Annotated in this window: 19 protein-coding genes; 6 read left to right on the top strand and 13 right to left on the bottom strand. The window is 72.4% G+C overall.

Annotated elements, in window-relative coordinates; genetic code table 11:
• Positions 1-9: 9 nt before the first annotated feature.
• The gene (locus IQ210_RS07485; RefSeq protein WP_194078038.1) at positions 10-1,179 is read right to left on the bottom strand and encodes a sensor histidine kinase; all 1,170 of its coding nucleotides are present in this window, start codon (positions 1,177-1,179) and stop codon (positions 10-12) included.
• 108 nt (positions 1,180-1,287) lie between these two features.
• Between IQ210_RS07485 and IQ210_RS07480 the strand changes: the two genes are divergently transcribed.
• Genes IQ210_RS07480 through IQ210_RS07470 form a run of 3 tightly spaced genes read left to right on the top strand, consistent with a single transcriptional unit; the run spans position 1,288 to position 3,363 of the window.
• On the top strand, positions 1,288-2,208 hold the full coding sequence (locus IQ210_RS07480) for an ABC transporter ATP-binding protein (RefSeq protein ID WP_194078037.1): 921 nt from the start codon (positions 1,288-1,290) through the stop codon (positions 2,206-2,208).
• A 1-nt stretch (position 2,209) separates the two neighbouring features.
• Complete coding sequence (locus tag IQ210_RS07475) at positions 2,210-2,935, top strand: ABC transporter permease (protein ID WP_194078036.1); 726 nt, start codon at positions 2,210-2,212, stop codon at positions 2,933-2,935.
• A gap of 41 nt (positions 2,936-2,976) precedes the next feature.
• Positions 2,977-3,363, top strand: a complete 387-nt coding sequence (locus tag IQ210_RS07470; protein WP_194078035.1) for a hypothetical protein — start codon at positions 2,977-2,979, stop codon at positions 3,361-3,363.
• Between the two features lie 4 nt (positions 3,364-3,367).
• On the opposite strand, the gene mug is transcribed toward IQ210_RS07470, so the two are convergent.
• From mug to IQ210_RS07425, 9 genes are all read right to left on the bottom strand, one after another.
• Positions 3,368-3,913 (bottom strand): G/U mismatch-specific DNA glycosylase, encoded by a 546-nt coding sequence (mug, locus tag IQ210_RS07465; protein WP_194078221.1) that lies wholly within the window; start codon positions 3,911-3,913, stop codon positions 3,368-3,370.
• Positions 3,910-5,352, bottom strand: a complete 1,443-nt coding sequence (gene purB, locus IQ210_RS07460) for an adenylosuccinate lyase (protein WP_194078034.1) — start codon at positions 5,350-5,352, stop codon at positions 3,910-3,912. The genes mug and purB overlap by 4 nt, the downstream gene beginning before the upstream one ends.
• An 83-nt stretch (positions 5,353-5,435) precedes the next feature.
• A complete protein-coding gene (locus IQ210_RS07455; protein ID WP_194078033.1) occupies positions 5,436-6,218 on the bottom strand; it encodes an SGNH/GDSL hydrolase family protein in 783 nt (260 codons plus the stop codon).
• Positions 6,219-6,319: 101 nt separating this feature from the next.
• Positions 6,320-7,333 carry a hemolysin family protein gene (locus tag IQ210_RS07450; protein WP_194078032.1) on the bottom strand — a complete coding sequence of 338 codons (1,014 nt, stop codon included), beginning with the start codon at positions 7,331-7,333 and terminating at the stop codon, positions 6,320-6,322.
• Complete coding sequence (locus IQ210_RS07445; protein ID WP_194078031.1) at positions 7,330-8,664, bottom strand: hemolysin family protein; 1,335 nt, start codon at positions 8,662-8,664, stop codon at positions 7,330-7,332. The genes IQ210_RS07450 and IQ210_RS07445 overlap by 4 nt, the downstream gene beginning before the upstream one ends.
• Before the next feature lie 147 nt (positions 8,665-8,811).
• Entirely contained in the window at positions 8,812-9,237 is a 426-nt protein-coding gene (locus IQ210_RS07440; RefSeq protein WP_194078030.1) for a GNAT family N-acetyltransferase, read from the bottom strand.
• Positions 9,238-9,311: 74 nt separating this feature from the next.
• Positions 9,312-10,169, bottom strand: coding sequence for a TIGR03621 family F420-dependent LLM class oxidoreductase (locus IQ210_RS07435; RefSeq protein ID WP_194078029.1), 858 nt, complete (start codon positions 10,167-10,169; stop codon positions 9,312-9,314).
• A 44-nt stretch (positions 10,170-10,213) separates the two neighbouring features.
• Positions 10,214-12,781, bottom strand: coding sequence for an ABC transporter permease (locus IQ210_RS07430; RefSeq protein ID WP_194078028.1), 2,568 nt, complete (start codon positions 12,779-12,781; stop codon positions 10,214-10,216).
• Between the two features lie 4 nt (positions 12,782-12,785).
• Positions 12,786-13,679: an ABC transporter ATP-binding protein gene (locus tag IQ210_RS07425; RefSeq protein ID WP_194078027.1), complete on the bottom strand. Its 894-nt coding sequence runs from the start codon at positions 13,677-13,679 to the stop codon at positions 12,786-12,788.
• A gap of 198 nt (positions 13,680-13,877) precedes the next feature.
• On the opposite strand from IQ210_RS07425, the gene IQ210_RS07420 reads away from it, so the two are divergent.
• Complete coding sequence (locus tag IQ210_RS07420) at positions 13,878-14,105, top strand: antitoxin (protein ID WP_194078026.1); 228 nt, start codon at positions 13,878-13,880, stop codon at positions 14,103-14,105.
• Between the two features lie 43 nt (positions 14,106-14,148).
• Complete coding sequence (locus tag IQ210_RS07415; protein WP_194078220.1) at positions 14,149-14,487, top strand: fic family toxin-antitoxin system, toxin component; 339 nt, start codon at positions 14,149-14,151, stop codon at positions 14,485-14,487.
• Here IQ210_RS07415 and IQ210_RS07410 read toward each other — a convergent pair whose 3' ends face one another.
• Together IQ210_RS07410 and IQ210_RS07405 are read right to left on the bottom strand one after the other, a co-directional pair.
• Positions 14,488-15,168: a class I SAM-dependent methyltransferase gene (locus IQ210_RS07410; RefSeq protein WP_194078025.1), complete on the bottom strand. Its 681-nt coding sequence runs from the start codon at positions 15,166-15,168 to the stop codon at positions 14,488-14,490.
• 74 nt (positions 15,169-15,242) lie between these two features.
• Positions 15,243-15,929, bottom strand: a complete 687-nt coding sequence (locus tag IQ210_RS07405; RefSeq protein WP_194078024.1) for an esterase/lipase family protein — start codon at positions 15,927-15,929, stop codon at positions 15,243-15,245.
• Between the two features lie 115 nt (positions 15,930-16,044).
• On the opposite strand from IQ210_RS07405, the gene IQ210_RS07400 reads away from it, so the two are divergent.
• Entirely contained in the window at positions 16,045-18,321 is a 2,277-nt protein-coding gene (locus IQ210_RS07400) for a helix-turn-helix transcriptional regulator (protein ID WP_194078023.1), read from the top strand.
• 288 nt (positions 18,322-18,609) lie between these two features.
• On the opposite strand, the gene bioD is transcribed toward IQ210_RS07400, so the two are convergent.
• Positions 18,610-19,326: a dethiobiotin synthase gene (gene bioD, locus IQ210_RS07395; RefSeq protein ID WP_194078022.1), complete on the bottom strand. Its 717-nt coding sequence runs from the start codon at positions 19,324-19,326 to the stop codon at positions 18,610-18,612.
• Position 19,327 lies beyond the last annotated feature (1 nt).

Genomic DNA, 19,327 nt, shown 5'->3' with positions numbered 1-19,327 from the left:
CAGCGTAGATCAGCGCGCCGGCAGCTCTACATGCACCTGCCAGTCACCCTGGTCCGGCCCGGTGTGGGCCCGCCCGCCCAGCAGTGCCGCGCGCTCGCGTATCCCGCGCAGCCCGCTGCCTCTGCCGGGCCCGGCTATGTCGGCGGTGAGCGGATTGCGGACCTCCAGCACGAGCGCGCCGCCGGCCACCGTGACCCGGACCCGGACGGGGACGGCGCCCGCGTGCCGCAGCACATTGGTCAGCGACTCCTGGAGGATGCGGTACCCCTCGCGGGAGACCGGCCCGGGGACGGTGTCGAGGGGGCCGGTCATGTCGACCTCGACCTTCGCGCCCGACGCCCGCGCGGACTCCAGCAACCGGTCGGCGTCCGCCAGCGTCGGGCGGCTGCTGACCGGCCGCTCGGACTCGCGCAGGATGCCGAGGACGCGTTCCAGGTCCTCCAGGGCGGCCCGGCCGGTCTCCTCGATGGCGTCCAGGGCCCGGTCGGTGAACGCCGGATCGTCGGCCGCCCGGGCCGCTCCTGCCTGGACGACGGCCACGGTGAGGGCGTGGCCGATGGAGTCGTGCAGCTCACGGGCGATGCGGGTGCGCTCCAGGAGTTGCTCGGTGCGCTCCTCCATGGCGGCGAGCCGGTCGGCCGGGGAAGGGCCGAGGAGACGGCGGGCGAGTGCGGTGATGAAGTGCCCCGAGCCCACCACGGACGCCGCCAGGACCGCGAGCGTCACAGGCGCCAGCAGCAAGTGCCACCAATGGTGGCCGTCGAGCAGGAACAGCACGCCCTCGTCGGCGTCGGCGCCGAACGGGGACAGCGTCAGGTCCACGGTCGCCAGAAGGAGTTGGAAGGTGAACATCGAGGTCGCGCAGCCCAGCAGGAGCCGCGCCTCCAGCCAGAGGACCACCCGCCCCCGGTCGCTCCAGGACGCGGAGGGTGCGACGACGATCTCGGTGCTCTCGCTGTCGTGCCGGTGACCGGTCAGCAGCAGCCTTGCCTGCAACCCCTCCACGGTCCGCATCGCCGGCACCAGCCCGGCCGGGGCGAGCACCACACCCGCCACCACCCAGGTCCACCAGGCCTCCTCGATGAACAGCCACATGGACGGCCACACGATCGCGATGTACAGATGCAGCAATCGTGTGTACGTCACCGCCCGACCGAACGGGCGCAGCAAGCGGGCCATTGCGTCATCGTGCCAGCCGCCACTGACAGCGAGCCTCCCCCGCACGGGGGAGACGATCTCCACCCGCGGGGGAGGCCCCGACCCGCCCCCGGCGGCGAGGCTGCTGCCATGACCAGCATCGAAGTCCAGGCCCTCACCAAGGAGTTCGGCACCCGGCGAGCCGTGGACGAGCTCACCTTCACCGTCCTCCCCGGCCGTGTCACCGGATTCCTCGGCCCCAACGGCGCCGGAAAGTCCACCACCCTGCGGCTCGTCCTCGGCCTCGACCGGCCGACGTCCGGCACCGCCACGGTCGGCGGCCGCGCCTACCCCACGCTCCAGGAGCCGCTGCGCCACGTGGGCGCCCTGCTCGACGCGCAGGCCGCGCACGGCTCGCGCACCGGCCGCGACCATCTGCGCACGCTGGCCGCGAGCAACCGCATCCCGGGCCGCCGCGTGGACGAACTGCTGGAGGAGACCGGCCTCGCTCCGGCGGCCCGGCGCCGGGTGAAGACGTACTCCCTGGGCATGCGCCAGCGCCTCGGCATCGCGGCCGCCCTGCTCGGCGACCCCGAGGTGGTGATGCTCGACGAGCCCTCCAACGGGCTCGACCCCGAAGGCATCATCTGGATCCGGGAGTTGCTGCGCCGGCTCGCGGGGGAGGGGCGCACGGTCCTGGTCTCCAGCCACCTGATGAACGAGACCGCGTCTTTCGCCGACCACCTCGTGGTGCTGGGCCGCGGCCGGCTCCTCGCGGACACCCCGATGCGGGAGTTCATCCACGCGCGCGTGCAGCCGAGCGTACGCGTCCGCACCACGGACCCCACCGCCCTCAAGGCGGTCCTCGCCGAGCACGGTCACGACGCCGCCGAACACGAGGACGGGCACTGGAGCGTGCGGCACGCACGCGTGGACGACATCGGACGCCTCGCCTCCGCCGCCGGCGTCCCCCTTCTCGAACTGGCCGCTGAGGAGGCCACGTTGGAGCAGGCGTATCTGGACCTCACCGCCACCGAGACCGAGTTCACCGCACAGCCGCAGGAGGCCTGAGATGCTGTTCGTTCCCGTCCTTCAAGCGGAGTGGCTGAAGATCCGCACGCTCCGCTCCCTGCTCGGGGCGCTGCTGGCGCTGTTCGCGGCGACCACGGCGTTCTCCGCGATCGCCGGCGTCTCCGAGACCTCCGACCCGGAGTTCGACCCGCTGTTCATGGCACTGTCCGGCGTCATGCCCGGCCAGATCGCCGCGATCTCCTTCGGTGCCATGGCGGTCTCCTCGGAGTTCCACGGGGGTGGACTCCGGCTCTCGCTCGCCGCGGTGCCGCAGCGCGGGCGGTGGTTCACGGCCAAGCTCACCGCCATCGTCGTACCGGCCCTGCTGGTGGGCCTCGTCACCGCCTTCGCCGCTCTTGCCGTCGCCCGCGCGGGCCTCGGCGACGCGGCGAGCGGCCTCAGCGTCGGCGAACAGGCGCGCGGCGTCGTGGGCTGCGGCGTCTACATCATGCTGATGGCGCTGTTCGCGGCGGGCCTGGCGGCGTTGCTGCGCAGCGGCGTGGGAGCCCTGTCGCTGCTGATCCCGTTCATCCTCGTCGTCTCGTTCGTCGTCGGGGACGTACCCGGCGGCGTCACCGACTTCATGCCCGACCGGGCGGGCCAGATCGTGCTGTACGAGACGTACGACGGGCGGTTGGGGCCGTGGTCCGGGCTGGCGGTGACCGCGCTGTGGACCGCGGCGGCGATCACCGCGGCTGCGTGGAGCGTGCGGCGCAGGGATGCCTGACGGCACACCAGTTGTCAGTGGGGCCCGGTTTACTGGATCACATGGACATCGCGAAGGACCTCGCCCTGATCGACCAACTGTGCGCCCGGGACTTTCCCTCGGAGCACGAGCGCTACCACATCGCGTGGTTAGGGCCGGGGGACTGGCCGGACGTGAGCGACTGCTACGCGTACGAGGCGGCGCTCGTCGAACGGTTCACACAGAGATGGGGGGAGGCGGCACGCTGGGGGACCGTGACCCTGGAGGAGCGCATCGCGCGAGGTGAGGAGATACCCGAACCCTGGGCGTTGCTCACCGACTTGGCCATCGACGTGCGGACGTGGGAGGTGTCCGACAGCATCCGCCGGGTCACCCTGGCGGTGGCCGACCGGGAGGACGAGAACCGGCCACGGATATGGGCCGCCGTCACGGAGACGGCCCCACCGTGACCGGTCAGGCCTCCGCCGCCAGCCGCAGCCGCGCGAACTCCTCGGCCATCGTCGCCGCCGTCCAGTGCGCGTTCAGCCCGCTCGGATTCGGCAGCACCCACACGCGCGTGTCCCCGATCGTCCGCCCCTGCGGACCCACCTGGGCCTTCTTGTCGTCGAACGCCGCCCGGTACGCGGTCACCCCGACGACCGCCAGCCAGCGCGGCCGCAACCGCGCCACCTTCAGCGCCAGTCGCCGCCCGCCCTCGCGATACTCCTCCGCGCTCAGCTCGTCCGCCCGCGCGGTCGCCCGCGCCACGACGTTCGTGATACCGAGCCCGTACGACAGCAACTCCTGCTGCTCCGCCGGCTTCAGCAGCCGAGGCGTGAAGCCCGACAGATGCAGCACCGGCCAGAAGCGGTTGCCCGGACGGGCGAAGTGATGGCCCGTCGCCGCCGTCATCAGACCGGGGTTGATCCCGCAGAACAGCACGCGGAGACCGTCCGCGACGACGTCCGGTACCAGACGGTCGCGGGCGGCCTCCAGCTCGGCGGCGGTGAAGCGCGTCAGAGGATGGCTCCGGGGGTGTAACCGGCGGCCTCCGGGTGCTGCTTCGCGATCTCCTCGATCCGGCCGACGACCACGCCGACCTGGTCGGCCGCGGCGCCCGTGAAGGACAGCTTGTCGGCCATCAGCGCGTCCAGCTGGGCCCGGTCGAGCGGGATGCGCTCGTCGGCGGCCAGCTTGTCGAGGAGCTCGTTGCGCTCGGCACCCTGCTCGCGCATCGCCAGCGCCGACGCCACGGCGTTCTCCTTGATCGCCTCGTGCGCGACCTCACGGCCGACGCCCGCGCGGACCGCGCCCATCAGCACCTTGGTGGTGGCGAGGAACGGCAGGTAGCGGTCCAGCTCCCGGGCCACGACCGCCGGGAAGGCGCCGAACTCGTCGAGCACGGTCAGGAACGTCTCCAGCAGACCGTCCAGCGCGAAGAACGCGTCCGGCAGCGCGACCCGGCGCACCACCGAGCAGGACACGTCGCCCTCGTTCCACTGGTCGCCCGCCAGCTCGCCGGTCATCGACGCGTAGCCGCGCAGGATGACCATCAGGCCGTTGACGCGCTCGCAGGACCGCGTGTTCATCTTGTGCGGCATCGCCGAGGAGCCCACCTGGCCCGGCTTGAAGCCCTCGGTCACCAGCTCGTGCCCGGCCATCAGACGGATCGTCTTGGCGAGGGACGAAGGCGCCGCCGCCAGCTGCACCAGCGCGGTGACGACCTCGTAGTCCAGCGAGCGCGGGTAGACCTGGCCGACCGACGTGAACGCCTGCGAGAAGCCCAGGTGCTGCGCGATCCGGTCCTCCAGGTCGGCCAGCTTGCCGGCGTCCCCGCCCAGCAGGTCCAGCATGTCCTGCGCGGTGCCGACCGGGCCCTTGATGCCGCGCAGCGGGTAGCGGCCGAGCAGCTCCTCGACGCGGCCGTACGCGACGAGCAGCTCGTCGGCGGCGGTCGCGAACCGCTTGCCCAGCGTCGTGGCCTGCGCGGCCACGTTGTGGGAGCGGCCGGCCATGACCAGCTCGGCGTACTCGCCGGCCAGCTTGCCGAGACGGGCCAGCACGGCCACCGTACGGTCGCGCATCAGCTCCAGGGACAGCCGGATCTGGAGCTGCTCGACGTTCTCGGTGAGGTCGCGCGAGGTCATGCCCTTGTGAACGTGCTCGTGCCCGGCGAGGTCGTTGAACTCCTCGATCCGTGCCTTCACGTCGTGCCGGGTGACCTTCTCGCGCTCGGCGATGGAGGCCAGGTCGACGGTGTCGAGGACACGCTCGTAGTCGGCGATCGCCGCGTCCGGGACCTCGATGCCGAGGTCCTTCTGGGCCTTCAGCACGGCGAGCCAGAGCTGCCGCTCGAGCTTCACCTTCTGCTCGGGCGACCAGAGCGTGGCGAGCTCGGCGGAGGCGTAGCGTCCGGCGAGGACGTTCGGGATGCGGGGCTTGGCGGGCGCAGAAGTCACGTGTACGGATTCTACTGGCGAATCGTGCAGGCCAGCGCCATGGGTGGCTTCGGCGGAACCTACGAGACCTGCGTCACGCCAGGTCAGGCCGTCGGGTCCTGGTACGGCAGCAGTTCCGGCCGCTTCGGCGGCAGTCCGTCCCCGGACGACCGGCCCGTCAGGCGCCGACCGATCCAGGGCAGCAGGTGCTGCTTGGCGAAGCGGGCGTCGGCGATGCGCCGCGCGAGCCAGTGCGGCGGCACCGTCGCCGGCATCGGCGTACGCCACTCGGTGTCCTCGGGGTCGTAGCCGAGCGTCTGCCACACGGCCTCCGCGACCCGGCGGTGCCCCTCGGGGGTGAGGTGCAGCCGGTCCACGTCCCACATGCGCGGGTCGCTCAGCGACGGCGCCCCGTACAGGTCGACGACCAGGGCGCCGTGCCGCTCGGCCAGCTCGTCGACGCAGGCGAACAACTCCTCCATGCGCGGCCGGAAGCGCTGCTGGACGGGGCCCTCGCGGCCGGGGCTGCGCATGAGGACCAGTTGCTTGCAGGAGGGGGCGAGCCGCTCCACGGCCTCGGTCAGCAGATCCCGTACGCGGACCATGTCGCACTTGGGGCGCAGGGTGTCGTTCAGCCCGCCGACCAGCGTGATCACGTCCGGCTGCATGGCCGCCGCGACGTCGACCTGCTCGTCGACGATCTGCTGGATCAGCTTGCCGCGCACCGCGAGGTTCGCGTAGCGGAAACCGGGCGTGCGGGCGGCCATCCGGCCGGCCAGGACATCGGCCCAACCGCGGTAGGTGCCGTCCGGCAGCAGGTCCGACATGCCCTCGGTGAAGGAGTCGCCGACCGCGACGAGGCTGGTGTGTGTGGGGTTCTTCTGCATGGCGACAGAAATGGTATCCCGTGCACATACCCGGTGGTCGGTCCCCTCCGCGTGACCCCGGACTCAGGCGCGGCGGCCGGCCCCCGGGGGCCTCGCAGCGCTCAGGCCCGCTGCCCGAACAGCCTGCGCAGCACGTCCTCCATCGTCACCAGCCCCGCCAGCCGCCCGTCGTCCCCGACCGCCGCCGCCAGATGCGTCCGGCTGCCCCGCATCGCGGTCAGCACGTCGTCCAGCGGTGTGCTCTCCCGCACGCGCGCGATGGGCCGCATCTCGCGCACCCGGAACGGCACGTCCCGCGGCGAGGCGTCCAACGCGTCCTTCACATGCAGATAACCGACGATCCTGCGGGTCTCGTCCACGACCGGGAACCGGGAGAACCCGGACTCGGCCGACAGCCGCTCCAGCTCCTCGGGAGTGACGCCCACGCGCGCGTAGACGACGCGTTCCAGCGGGAGCACCACGTCGCCCACCGGGCGGCGGCCCAGCTCCAGCGCGTCGTGCAGCCGCTCCCGGGTGCGGTCGTCGATCAGCCCCGCCTCGTCGGAGTCTTTCACCAGGCGGGCCAGCTCGGCGTCCGAGAAGGTCGCCGTGACCTCGTCCTTGGTCTCGATCCTCAGCAGCCGCAGCAGGGCGTTCGCGAAGGCGTTGATCGCGAAGATCACCGGGCGCAGCCCCCGGGCCAGGGTGACCAGGGGCGGGCCGAGCATCAGCGCGCTGCGCACCGGCTCCGCCAGCGCGATGTTCTTCGGCACCATCTCGCCGAGCAGCATGTGCAGATAGGTCGCCAAGGTCAGCGCGATCACGAACGACACCGCGTGCCCCGCGCCCTTCGGCACGCCCAGCGCGTGGAACACCGGCTCCAGCAGATGCGCGATCGCCGGTTCGGCGACGACACCCAGGACCAGGGTGCACAGCGTGATGCCGAGCTGCGCGGCCGCCATCAGCGCCGACACGTGCCGCAGCCCCCACAGCACACTGTCGGCGCGCCGGTCGCCGTCCTCGGCATACGGCTCGATCTGGCTGCGGCGCACGGAGATCAGCGCGAACTCGGCTCCCACGAAGAACGCGTTGACCACGAGGGTCGCGAAACCGATCAGCAGCTGGACGGCGGTCACGGCCCGACCTCCCCGTCCTGAGGATCGTCGAGCGGCGCGTGCAGCAGCACCCGCGCGGCCCGGCGCCCCGAGGCGTCCACGACGTCCAGCCGCCACCCGGTGACCTCGACCGTGTCGCCGACGACAGGGATACGGCCCAGCTCGGTCGCCACGAGCCCCGCCAGCGTCTCGTACGGCCCCTCGGGCGCCCGCAGCCCCACGCGCGCGAGCTGGTCGACGCGGGCCGAGCCGTCGGCCGAGTACAGCGCGCGGCCCTCGTCGTCGTTCCCGGCGGCGGCGAGGTCGGGCGTCTCGTGCGGGTCGTGCTCGTCGCGGACCTCGCCGACGACCTCCTCGACGATGTCCTCCAGCGTCGCCACCCCGGCCGTGCCGCCGTACTCGTCGATGACCACGGCCATCGTGCGCTTCCCGGACAGCCGGTCCAGGAGCCGGTCCACGGTGAGGGACTCCGGTACGAGCAGCGGCTCGCGCATCAGTTCGGAGACGGGCACCCTGGGCCGACGCTCGGCGGGGACGGTCAGGACGTCCTTGATGTGCGCGGTGCCCACGACCGAGTCGAGGTTGCCGCGGTAGACCGGGAAGCGGGACAGCCCGGTCGCGCGCGTGGCGTTGGCGACGTCCTCGCAGGTCGCCTGCGCGTCCAGCGCGATGACCTGCACGCGCGGCGTCATCACGTTCTCCGCGGTGAGGTCCGCGAGGTTCAGGGTGCGTACGAAGAGTTCGGCGGTGTCGGCCTCCAGCGCGCCCTCCTTGGCGGAGTAGCGGGCCAGCGCCGCCAGCTCCTGCGGTCCGCGCGCGGCGGCCAGCTCCTCGGTGGGCTCCACGCCGAGACGCCGTACGACACGGTTGGCGGTGTTGTTGAGATGCGTGATGAAGGGCCGGAACGCGGCGCTGAACCAGCGCTGCGCGTTGCCGACCCGTTTGGCCACGGCCAGCGGCGAGGAGATCGCCCAGTTCTTCGGGACCAGCTCGCCGACGACCATCAGGAACACCGTCGACAGCGCCGTACCCAGCACCAGCGCGAGTGAGGAGGCCGTCGACGCGGAGATGCCGAGCGACTCCAGCGGGCCGGCGATCAGCTTGGCGATCGACGGCTCGGCCAGCATGCCGACGACCAGGTTGGTGACGGTGATGCCGAGCTGCGCCCCGGAGAGCTGGAAGGTCAGATTCCGTACGGCCTTCAGGGCGCCCGACGCGCCCCGCTCGCCGCGCTCCACGGCCCGCTCCAGGGCGCCGCGCTCGACCGTGGTCAGCGAGAACTCCGCGGCCACGAAGGCGCCACAGGCCACGGAGAGCAGGATCGCCACGAGCAGCAGGAGCACTTCGGTCATCGGGTCACCTCCGTCCCATGATCGGACAGGGCGTGGCAGCCCACACCTTTCGCCGGGAGGTCGGGTGACCTACCCATGGCAAAGGAAAAGTAAAACCACTTAAACCTTCAGACCACTTAAACCTTCAGACCCATACCCGTGAGCCGCTCAGACCGTGAGGTGCTTCACCCAGCGCCGCCACTTCTCCTCCGGCGCGTACCCGGCCGCCCGCCATGCCGCCTGTCCCGTCTCGTTGCGCACCAGCACCATCGCGTCCCCGCGGCGCCCGCCGAGCGCCACGAACCGTTCCTCCGCGGCGGCGAGCAGCGCCGAGCCGATGCCCTGGCGGCGACGCTCCGGATGCACCGCGAGCCGGTACAGATGGCAGCGCCAGCCGTCGAAGCCCGCGATCACCGTGCCGACCAGTTCGCCGTCCCGTTCGGCCAGGATCAGCGCCTCGGGGTCCCGGGCGACGAGCCGCTCGACGCCGTCCCGGTCGTCGCTGATGCTCGTGCCCTCGGCGGCCGTCTTCCAGAAGGCCAGCACGGCGTCGAGGTCCTCGGGGGCGGCGGCCCTGATGTGCAGTTCAGTCATACGACGATCCCATCACGCACTCGGCGGCGAGACCCGGAATTCCAGCATCCGGACGGCATCCGGACGCCGGCCGGTCACTTGCCGCCCAGCTCCGCGACGACCGGCGCGAACGCCTCCATGTGCGGCTCCAGCACGGTCAGATAGCTGAACCCGTACGTCTCGCGCAGCGCGCGCACCTTCGCGGTGACCTCCGCCTGGCTGCCGACCAGCAGGATGGGCAGCTCCAGCGCCTGTTCGACGGTGAAGCCCGGGACCCGGTCGACGAGCGGTCGTACGGCGGCCTCCGGGTCGTCTGTGACGACCACCATCTGGATGAGCAGGTTGAGTTCGGCCGGTTCCGCGCGCCCGGCCGCCAGCTCCCGGTACCGGGCGAACCGCGCGTCGAACTCCGCGAGGGTCGTCGGCACCAGCTTGCCCTCGGTGTTCCCCGGCACCAGATACGCGCCCGTGAACGCGGCGATGTCCGCGTGCTCGGCGGTGAGCCGCAGCATCCGCTCGCCGTTTCCGCCGAGCAGCAGCGGCACCTTCGCATCGAGGAGCCGCCCCAACTCCTCGACCGTGTGCCGGAGATGGTCCACACGCGCGCGGGGCGTCCCGAAGGGCAGCCCGGCCCGGTCGTGCTCCGCCTGTACGTACCCGGTGCCCAGGCCCAGTTCGAGACGCCCGTCCGTCAGCGCCTCCGTCGTCGCCACCTCGCGGGCGAGCAACGCCGGGTTCCAGAAACCCGCGTTGAGCACGAACGTGCCGAGCCGGGGCCGTTCGGTGGCCGCGGCCGCCGCGACCAGCGCCGGGAAGGGCGCGGGCATGCCCAGATGGTCCGGGACGAGGATCACGTCGTACCCGATCTCCTCGGCCCGGCGACACTTGGCGCGCCACTCCCCGGCGGGCGCGGGGTCGATCAGGCTGACGCCGAAGCGGAACGGACGCGGCATGAACTCTCCTCGATCGCCTACGACTTGAGGTCACGCCGATTCCATCACTCGTGCGCGATGGCCGCCAGCACATTCATGCGCGATGCACGCAACGCCGGGAGCAGGGCCGCCACGATGCCGACGACCGCCGAGCCGACCACCACCGCGACGATCGTCGTCCACGGGATCGCGAGCGCGTTCATGCCCTGCAACGCCAGCACCTGCTGCACGCACACCCCCCACACCAGCCCGAGCGCCAGCCCCAGGACCGCGCCGAACACGGCGATCACCACCGACTCGAGGCGGATCATCCGGCGCAGCTGGCGCCGGGCGAGCCCGATGGCGCGCAGCAGCCCGATCTCCCGGGTGCGCTCCACCACCGACAGGGCAAGGGTGTTGACCACGCCGAGCACCGCGATGACGATCGCGAGGCCGAGCAGCGCGTACACGAGGTAGAGCAGGACGGCGATCTGGTCGTGCACCAGCTTCTTGTAGTCGGCCAGGTCACGGACCTGGACCTGCGGATACGGGTCGAGGGACTTGTCCAGCCGGGCCCGCAGCTGGTCGGCGCTCGTGCCGGAGGCCGCGTTGACGTACAGCGCGGAGTCCTGGCCGCCCGGCACGTACTTCTCGACCGTGGCGATGCCGAAGAACAGCCCGCCCTGCATGCCGAACCCGTCGGAGCCGTCCTGGTCGGTGAAGGCGGCGACCTTCATCTCGGTGCGCTGCCCGCCGGGGAACTCCACGGGGAGCGTGTCCCCGATCCGTACGTCGTGGTCCTTGGCGAAGTCGACGTCCATGCCCATGCTGCCGGGCGCCAGCGCCGCCGCCGAGTCCCCGTCCGCGTACGTCACATGGGCGACGTCGTCCACCTTGTCGTCGTAACCCGCGGCGGTCGTCTCGACGCGCTTGCCGTCCGGCAACCGCACCGCGAGCGGCGCGAACCGCTGCCGTACGACGAGCCCGACGCCCTCGGTGTCACGCACCGCGTCGGTGACGGTCTGCGAGAACGGCACGAAGTTGCTGTTCTGGACGACGAAGTCCGCGCCCAGCGTCTTGTCGATCTGCTGGTCGAAGGACTTCGACATCGACGCGCTCGCCACCGACATGCCACCGACCAGCGCGAGGCCCACCATCAGGGCCGCCGCCGTGGCGCCCGTACGACGGGGATTGCGCAGGGCGTTGCGCTGGCTCATGCGGCCGATCGAGCCGAACAGGGCCGGGAAGGCCGCGCCGAGGACCCGGATCACCGGGCGGACCAGCAGCGGTCCCGCGATCACGGTCGCGATGAGGGTGAGGACGACGCCGAGCCCCAGCAGGGACGCGGACGAGGACGTCTTGGTCGCCGTCGCACAGCCCACCAGCGCCGCCGCGCCGAGCGCCCCGACGATCGAGCCCACGATCGCCCGCGTCCTGAGCGGCTTTCCGATGCCCGCGATCTCGGCGTCCGCGAGCGCGGCCATCGGCGAGACGCCCGCCGCCCGCCGCGCCGGCAGATAAGCCGCCACGAAGGTGACGCCGACACCGACGACGTACGCCGCCACGGGAGTTCCCCAACCGACCACCATCTCCGTGGTCTTGAGGTTCATCCCGAAGACACCCATCAGCTTGATCAGGCCCGCCGCGAGCCCGATGCCCGCCGCCAGGCCCAGCGTCGAGCCGACCAGACCGAGCAGGATCGCCTCCGTCAGTACCGAGCGCCGCACCTGCCGGCGGTCCGCGCCGAGCGCCCTGAGCAGCCCCAACTCCCGGGTGCGCTGGGCGATCAGCATGGAGAACGTGTTGACGATCAGGAACACGCCGACCAGCACCGCGATCCCGGCGAAGCCGAGCATCACGTACTTGATGACGTCCAGGAACCCGCCGAGATCCTCCGCGGCGGAGTCGGCCTGCTCGTCGGCGGTCTTCACGTCGTAGGCGCCGGTGTCGAGCGTGGCCGCGATCCGCCTCTTGAGCTGCGCGTCGCTCACGCCGGGGGCCGCGTCCACCGAGATGCTCGTCGCCTTGTCCGGCGAGCCGAGCAGCTGGTCCGGGGCGGTGGCCGGGTCGAGGAAGACGAGGGCCGCGCCCGGGTTGGTCGTGGTGAAGGTGGCGATGCCGACGATCCGGACCTTGAACGTGCCCGGCTGGGCCAGCACCGTCAGCGTGTCGCCGATCTTCACGTGCTTCTTGTCGGCGGTGTCCGCGTCCAGCAGTGCCTCGGCGGCGCCGCGTGGGGCATGGCCGGAGGTGAGCTTCACGGGGCTGCGGTCGGTGACGTACCAGTCGGCGGCGATGGTGGGGGCGCCGGTCGTCGGACCGACCGACTCGTTGTCGCTGTCGACGACCGTGATGTTCTCGACGCCCACGTCCGCGTGGGTCGAGGCGACGCCGTCGACCTTCGCCACCTGCTGTGCCAGGGAGGCGGGCAGGGTGCGGGCCTCGCCGGTCGGCACCTGCGAGTCGAGGTCGTCCTTCGGCTCCACCGTCACATCGGCGGACGTGGAGGCGAAGAGCCGGTCGAAGGTGCGGGTCACCGTGTCGGAGAAGATCAGGCTGCCCGCGACGAAGGCCACGGACAGGACGATGGCCAGCGCGGACAGCAGCAGCCGTCCCTTGTGCGCGAGGAAGCTGCGGAGCGTCGCCTTCAGCACCGATTCAGTCCTTGTCGAGGGAGACGTCGGAGGACGCGTCAGGGGAGATGTCGGGGGAGGCGTCAGGGGATGCGCCGGGCGGCGCGCCGTCGCCGGGCCGGCCCTCGGCGGCGTCCGCCTGGCCGCGGATCACGTCGAACCGCTTCATCCGCTCCAGCACCGCCTCCGCCGTCGGCCGCTCCATCTCGTCGACGATCCGCCCGTCCCCGAGGAAGAGCACCAGGTCGGAGTGGGCGGCGGCACCCGGGTCGTGGGTGACCATGACGACGGTCTGCCCGAGGTCGTCCACGGCGTCGCGCAGGAAGCCGAGCACCTCCAGACCCGCCCGCGAGTCGAGGTTGCCGGTCGGCTCGTCCGCGAAGATCAGCTCCGGCCGGGAGGCCAGCGCCCGCGCGCACGCCACCCGCTGCTGCTGACCGCCGGAGAGCTGGGCGGGCCGGTGCTTGAGCCGGTCCCGCAGCCCGAGCGTGTCGATGACCTGGTCCAGCCACTTCTCGTCGGGCTTCTTGCCCGCGATGTCCATGGGCAGGGTGATGTTCTCGGCCGCGTTCAGCGTCGGGATCAGGTTGAACGACTGGAACATGAACCCGATCCGGTCCCGCCGCAGCCGCGTCAGCTCGCGCTCCTTCAGCCCCGTGATCTCGGTGTCGCCGAGCCAGACCTGACCGGCGGACACGTTGTCGAGCCCGGCCAGGCAGTGCATCAGGGTCGACTTCCCGGAGCCGGACGGCCCCATGACCGCGGTGAAGCGGCCGCGCGCGATGTCCACGTCCACCGCGTCCAGGGCGAGCACCGTGGTCTCGCCCGAGCCGTACGCCTTGGTCAGTCCGCGGGCGCGGGCCGCGATCCCGTCGGCCGAGGCATGGCCGGGGGCGTGCTCCGCAGCAGATGTGGACAAGACTGCCTCCTCGCTCGCTGGACGTACCGACTCCCTTGTCCGGCCGAGGGTAATGTGACCCCGCCCACACCCGATATCCCCCGTGAGTGCAAGGCCGTCTCCACCCCAGGTCGGGCCCCTGATACCGATGTAAGGGGCAATCTCCATCCCCGGGTGGACCCCTTGCCGGTGCTAGCGGTTCGGCGCTAGCGTCTAGGTATGGCGAAGACCCAGCTGAACGTACGGGTGGACGAGGGCACCGCCCGCGCGGCTCGCGAACGCGCCCTGGCCCGCGGCATGAGCGTCAACCGCTACATCGAAGAACTGGTCAAGCAGGACGCGGGGGAGGTCGGGCAGACCTTCGTGGACGCGGCGGCCGACTTCATGAAGCAGTACGAGAGCGTGTTCGCCGAGGAGTTCGGGGACGACCGCGCGGGGCGTCGCTGATCCCTTGAGCGACCCATTGAAGATCGACCTCGCCTGGCTGCTCATGCTCGCCGAACAGAAGACCCCGGGTGACCCGCAGGTCGTCGACTGGGGCGCCCTCGTCGCGGCCGTCGCGCGCCACCAGGCCGAGATATTCGACGTCCCCGTCTACGACAGCCCGCAGGCCCGCGCTGCCGCCCTGCTCCAACTCCTGATCCACGTACCGGCGTTGGAGCGCTCCAACGCGCTGTTCGCGTCCTCCGTCGCCTACGCCTACCTCGTCGCCAGCGGCCTCAAGGTCATCACCTCGCCCGAGCAGGTCCGTGACCTGGCCCGGCTCGTCAAGAGCGGGGAGGCCTCGGTGCACGACATCGCGGAGGAACTGCGGCAGTGGAGCCGGTGATCATTCGGTCGGGCGCCAGGCGGTGCCGAGCACGCAGAAGGACGCCGGTGTCCTGGGCCCGTTCTCCGGCATGAACACCCGCCGATAGGGCCCGAGTTCGAACCCCGCCTCGCGCAGCGCGGCCACCGGCTCCCGGGACAGATGGCAGCCTCCGGCGAGCGGTGGCCACACCGTCCGGTCCAGCGCCCGCTGGGTGAAGCGCATCGCCGCTCCGCCGCCCCGGCCGTGCTCGAAGAACCGCAGGACACCACCGGGCCGCAGCACCCGCCGTATCTCCGCCAGCGCCCGCGGCACATCGCGCACGCTGCACAGCACCAGCGAGACCACGGCCGCGTCGAAGGCCTCGCTCTTCACCGGCAGCGCCTCCGCGGCGCCCGGCACCACGTCCACCGGCACCCCGGAGCGCAGGGCGGACTCCACCGCCAACTGCCGCAGACCGCGCTCCGGTTCGATCGCCACGACCTCCGCGACCGTGCGCGGATAGTGCGCGAAGTTCAGTCCGTTGCCCGCGCCGATCTCGATGACCCGCCCGGAAAGGCCGGACAGCAGCCGGTCACGCACCCCGGCCATGCCCCAGCGGGTCTCGGCGGCCACGCTCGTACGGGCGTAGTAACGGGCGAACAGCGGGTGGTGCACGGGATCACTCGGCAACCTGCCCGAGCCGGCGGACCGTAGCGGCATGGCGACCTCCCGAAAGGACGGGCCCTACCGTGATTGTCCCCCGGTACACGATCCGTGCACCTCCCGCCCGGGAGCTACGCCACGAAGTCGCGCACCTGCTGGTACACGCCGTAGTCGTTGTTCATGTCGGTGTGCGAGATGCAGCCGACCTCGACATTGGTGGCGCCGCTGAGGATCGCGGTGGTGTCCGGGGTGAGCGCGTCGTCGCAGTTCGACCAGTAGCTCGCGTACGAGACGCTGCCCGGGGTCTCGTCGCCGGAGTTGAGCGAGGTCAGGAACGAACTGCCCGTGTACATCTCGGCACACGACGTGTAGAGCCACGAGCACCAGGACGCGGTCGTCGTGCCGTGGTTGACCCCGGCCACCGACACGAAGTCGTCCACGTACGACGTCCCGCTCAGGTTCTTCAGGTAGTAGCGGGAGTTCAGCGCGCCCATCGAGTGCACGACCAGGTCGACCTTCGAGGCACCGGTCGAGGAGAGCACGGACTTGACGTAGGTGGAGAGCTGGCTCGCCGTGGTGACGTTCGACTTGGACCAGTCGTACGAGAACGCGTACAGCTCCGAGGACGTGTAGCCGTCGGCCTTGAAGTCGGCGATCCAGTCGTCCCAACTGCTCGCGTCACTGCTCAAACCATGGACGAAGACGATCGGATTGTGGGTCGCGGCCTGAGCGGGGGCCGCGGACAGGGAGAGCGACAGAAGGAGCGAGGTGACCACGGCCGAGACGGCCGCTGACATGCGGCGCATGCGGCGTTGCATGATGCCTCCTGATACGGGTGGGGTTGTCAGGAGGGTGCGGCCGGGTCTACGCGCGCCGCATCGGCGAAATCGCCGGTCTTTACGTGTCAATTAACTCGCCAGTAACGTCGATGGCGTGGTGACTCCGGTGAACCCCCCGCCCCTTGCCCCCACTTCGCCACCGCCCCCCACGGACGCGTGGCCGGGCCTGCTCTCCGCGCTGCCCGAGGGCGTCCGCGTACGGCTCCTGCACGCCGTGCACGGCGATCCGCGCGCGGCCGTCGAGGCCGTACGGCTGCTCGGCGACCGCCGCTCGGCCGGCCTCGACCCCCTCCCCGCCGAACCCGCCGAACTGGCCCCCTCACTGCTGCGCGCCCACCGCGCGGAGATCCGCGCCCTGCCCGACGACACCCGCCTCCTGCTGCTCCTCGCCGCGGCCGACCAGTACCCGGTCGCCACCCACGCCTTCCTGCGCGCGGTCGCCGCCGCCCGCCTCGACACCCGCCCCCTGGAAGCCGCCGAGGCCGCCGGGCTCGCCCACGCGAGCGCCGACGGGGTCGTCTTCCGCGACGCCTGGACGAGGATCGCCGCGTACGAGACCGGCTCCCCGGCCGACCGACGCGACGTCCACCGGCTGCTGGCCCGCGTCCTGCGCACGGAGGGCGAGACGCCGCTGCGCTCCTGGCACCGCGGCGCGGGCGCCCTCGGCCCCAGCTCCCGGCTCGCCGCGGAACTCGCCACGGCCGCCGCCAGGTCCCGCGACGAGGGCCGCCTCCCGCTGGCCCGCGCCCTCGCCGAACGCGCGGCCGCGCTCTGTCCCGACCGGGCCGAGCAAACCCGTCTGTTGACACGTGCCGCCGTGTACGCCTGGCAGTCCGGCGCGGGCGACCGGGCGCGCGCCCTGACCGCGCGCACCGAGGACGACGCGCTGACCGGCGTACTCGCCCTGCGGGCCGGGAACGCGGCGGAGGCGTTCGACGCGCTGCTGACGGCTGTGGTGCGGGAGGAGGGTGCCGACGGTGACGCTCCTGACCCCGTTGGCCGGAACGTTTCCGCAACACCAGACACATCGCGCCTCACCGTCACCACCCTCGACGTCCCCGACCCCGCCCTGCACCTCCTCGCCCGGGCCACCGAGGCCGCCATCTACACCGGTGACCTGCGGCGATGCCGGGAGGCCGACCGGGTGGCGCGCAGGCTCGGGATCGAGCCGCCCGGCACGCTCGGCGGGCTCGCGGCGGCCTTCGAGGGACGGTACGAGGACGCGCGTGACCTGCTCGGCGCGACGGCCGGGCGTTGCGGCCCCGGCGGCGACCCGACCCTCCTGATCCACGCGGGCATCGCCGCCCTCCTGCTCGGCGACCACACGCGGGCCACCGCGGCGACCGTCCGCGCGGCCGCCTCCGCGCGCGTGCGCGGCGCGACGGTCGCCGTGGCGCAGGCGATGGAGTTCCGTGCCTACGCCGACTTCTGGACCGGGCGCCCGCGCGCCGGGGAGGCCGCCGCGGCCGACGCGCTCTGGCAGGCGTACGCCACCGGCCAGGACAACGGCGCCTGCCATCTCCAGGCGGCCCTGGCCATGTTCGCGGCGCTCACGGGCGACGCCGACGTGTGCCGGGAACGCGCGGCGACGGCCCGGTCGTACGCCCTCGGCCGCGGTCTCGGGCTGCCCGCCGCGCTCGCCCAGTGGGCGCTCGCCTATCTCGACCTCAGCAGCGGGCGGTTCGCCGCGGCGGCGGCCCGGCTGCGGGCGCTCGCCGGCTTCGGCCCCGGTCACGGTCACCGGGCCATCCGGCACCTGGCCACCCCGCACTACGTCGAGGCCGCCGTACGCACCGACGACACCCGGGTGGCCCGGGTCGCGCACGCCGACTACCACCGATGGGCGAGCGCCGTCCGCAGCCCTGACGACCTGGCGCTGAGCGCCCGTTGCCGGGCCCTGCTGGCGCCCGGCGCCGAAGCGGTCGACCACTACCGCACCGCACTCGACCTGCACGCCCGAGGCACCCGCGACTTCGAACGCGCCCGCACGGAGCTGCTGTTCGGCGGCGCGCTGCGCCGACTGCGGCACCGCACCGAGGCCCGCGACCGCCTCCACAGCGCCCTGGAGGCCTTCGAACACTTCGGCGCCCCGCACTGCGCCGCCCAGGCCCGGGCGGAACTCCGCGCCCTGGGCACCCCGGCGACTCCCGCGGCGGCGGCTCCGGACGACCCCACCACCCGCCTCACCGCCCAGCAGCTCATGGTCGCCCGCATGGCCGCCGAGGGCGCCACCAACCGCGAGATCGCGACGAGACTGGCCCTCAGCCCCCGCACGATCGACCACCATCTGCGGGGCGTCTTCGCACGGTTGGGCATCCGGTCACGGATCGAACTGGTGCGGCTGCTGGCGGAGGGGGAGGGGGTGAGATGACGCGGGGGCGATCACCGCCCCCGCGCTGCCGCGGGTCGAGCCAGGCGCGGGTCGGTCACCTCCTGCGGTGCCGCGGGTCGAGCCAGGGGCGGGGCGGTCACCCCCCCCACGCTGCCGCGGGTCGAGCCAGGTGCGGGGCGGTCACCCCCTGCGGTGCCGCGGGTCGAGCCAACGCGGGGCGATCACCCCCCACGCTGCCGCGGGCCGCGCCAGACGCGAGGCGGTCACCGCCCCCACGCCGCCGCGGGCCGCGCCCCTTACGACCCGCTGCTGCGCCGCTGTTCGGACTCAGGCGGCTTCCCGCCCCCTGAACTCCTCCGCGTCCCACATCCCGTCCAGCCGTGGCGCTAGCCAACTCGGTGCCGCCGCACGGAAGTCGGCCGGTGCCAGCGCACCCGCGCCCATGGGCAGCGCCCCCAGCAGCGGCGCCCCGGCGACCTCGGGCAGGTCTGTCACATTGCACCGCATCGCCAGATCGGGCGAGTCGGGCCAGCCGCCGATGACGACGCCCGCCAACTCCAGGTCGCGGGAGCGGAGTTCACGGGCCGTCAGGTCAGTGGTGTTGAGCGTGCCGAGTCCGGCCGTGGCCACCACCAGCACCGGTGCGCCCAGGAGTTGCGCCGCGTCCGCCAGCGTCCCGCCCGTCTCGTCGAACCGTACGAGCAGCCCGCCCGCGCCCTCGACCAGCACCAGATCGTGCTCGGTGGCCAGCTTGGCGGCCGTCTCGGCGATCTCCTGCGGGTGCACCGGGGCGCGGCCCGCGCGTCGCGCGGCCGTCGCCGGGGCCAACGGCTCGGGGTAGCGGGCGAGTTCGGCCGTCGTGACCGGGCCCGCGAGGCGCGCGACCTCCTGGGCGTCGCCCGGCTCGTCCGGCCGTACGCCCGTCTGGGCCGCCTTGAGCACGGCCACCGACCGGCCCGCGGCGACCGCCGTGGCCGCGACCGCGGCGGTCGTGATCGTCTTGCCGACCTCCGTGCCGGTGCCCGTGATCACCAGTACAGGCATC

The sequence above is a fragment of the Streptomyces justiciae genome, from assembly GCF_015163075.1.
Classification (GTDB): Bacteria; Actinomycetota; Actinomycetes; order Streptomycetales; family Streptomycetaceae; genus Streptomyces; species Streptomyces justiciae.
Note: the sequence above shows the minus strand (reverse complement) of the source record. Positions and strands in the feature narration are given on the sequence as shown.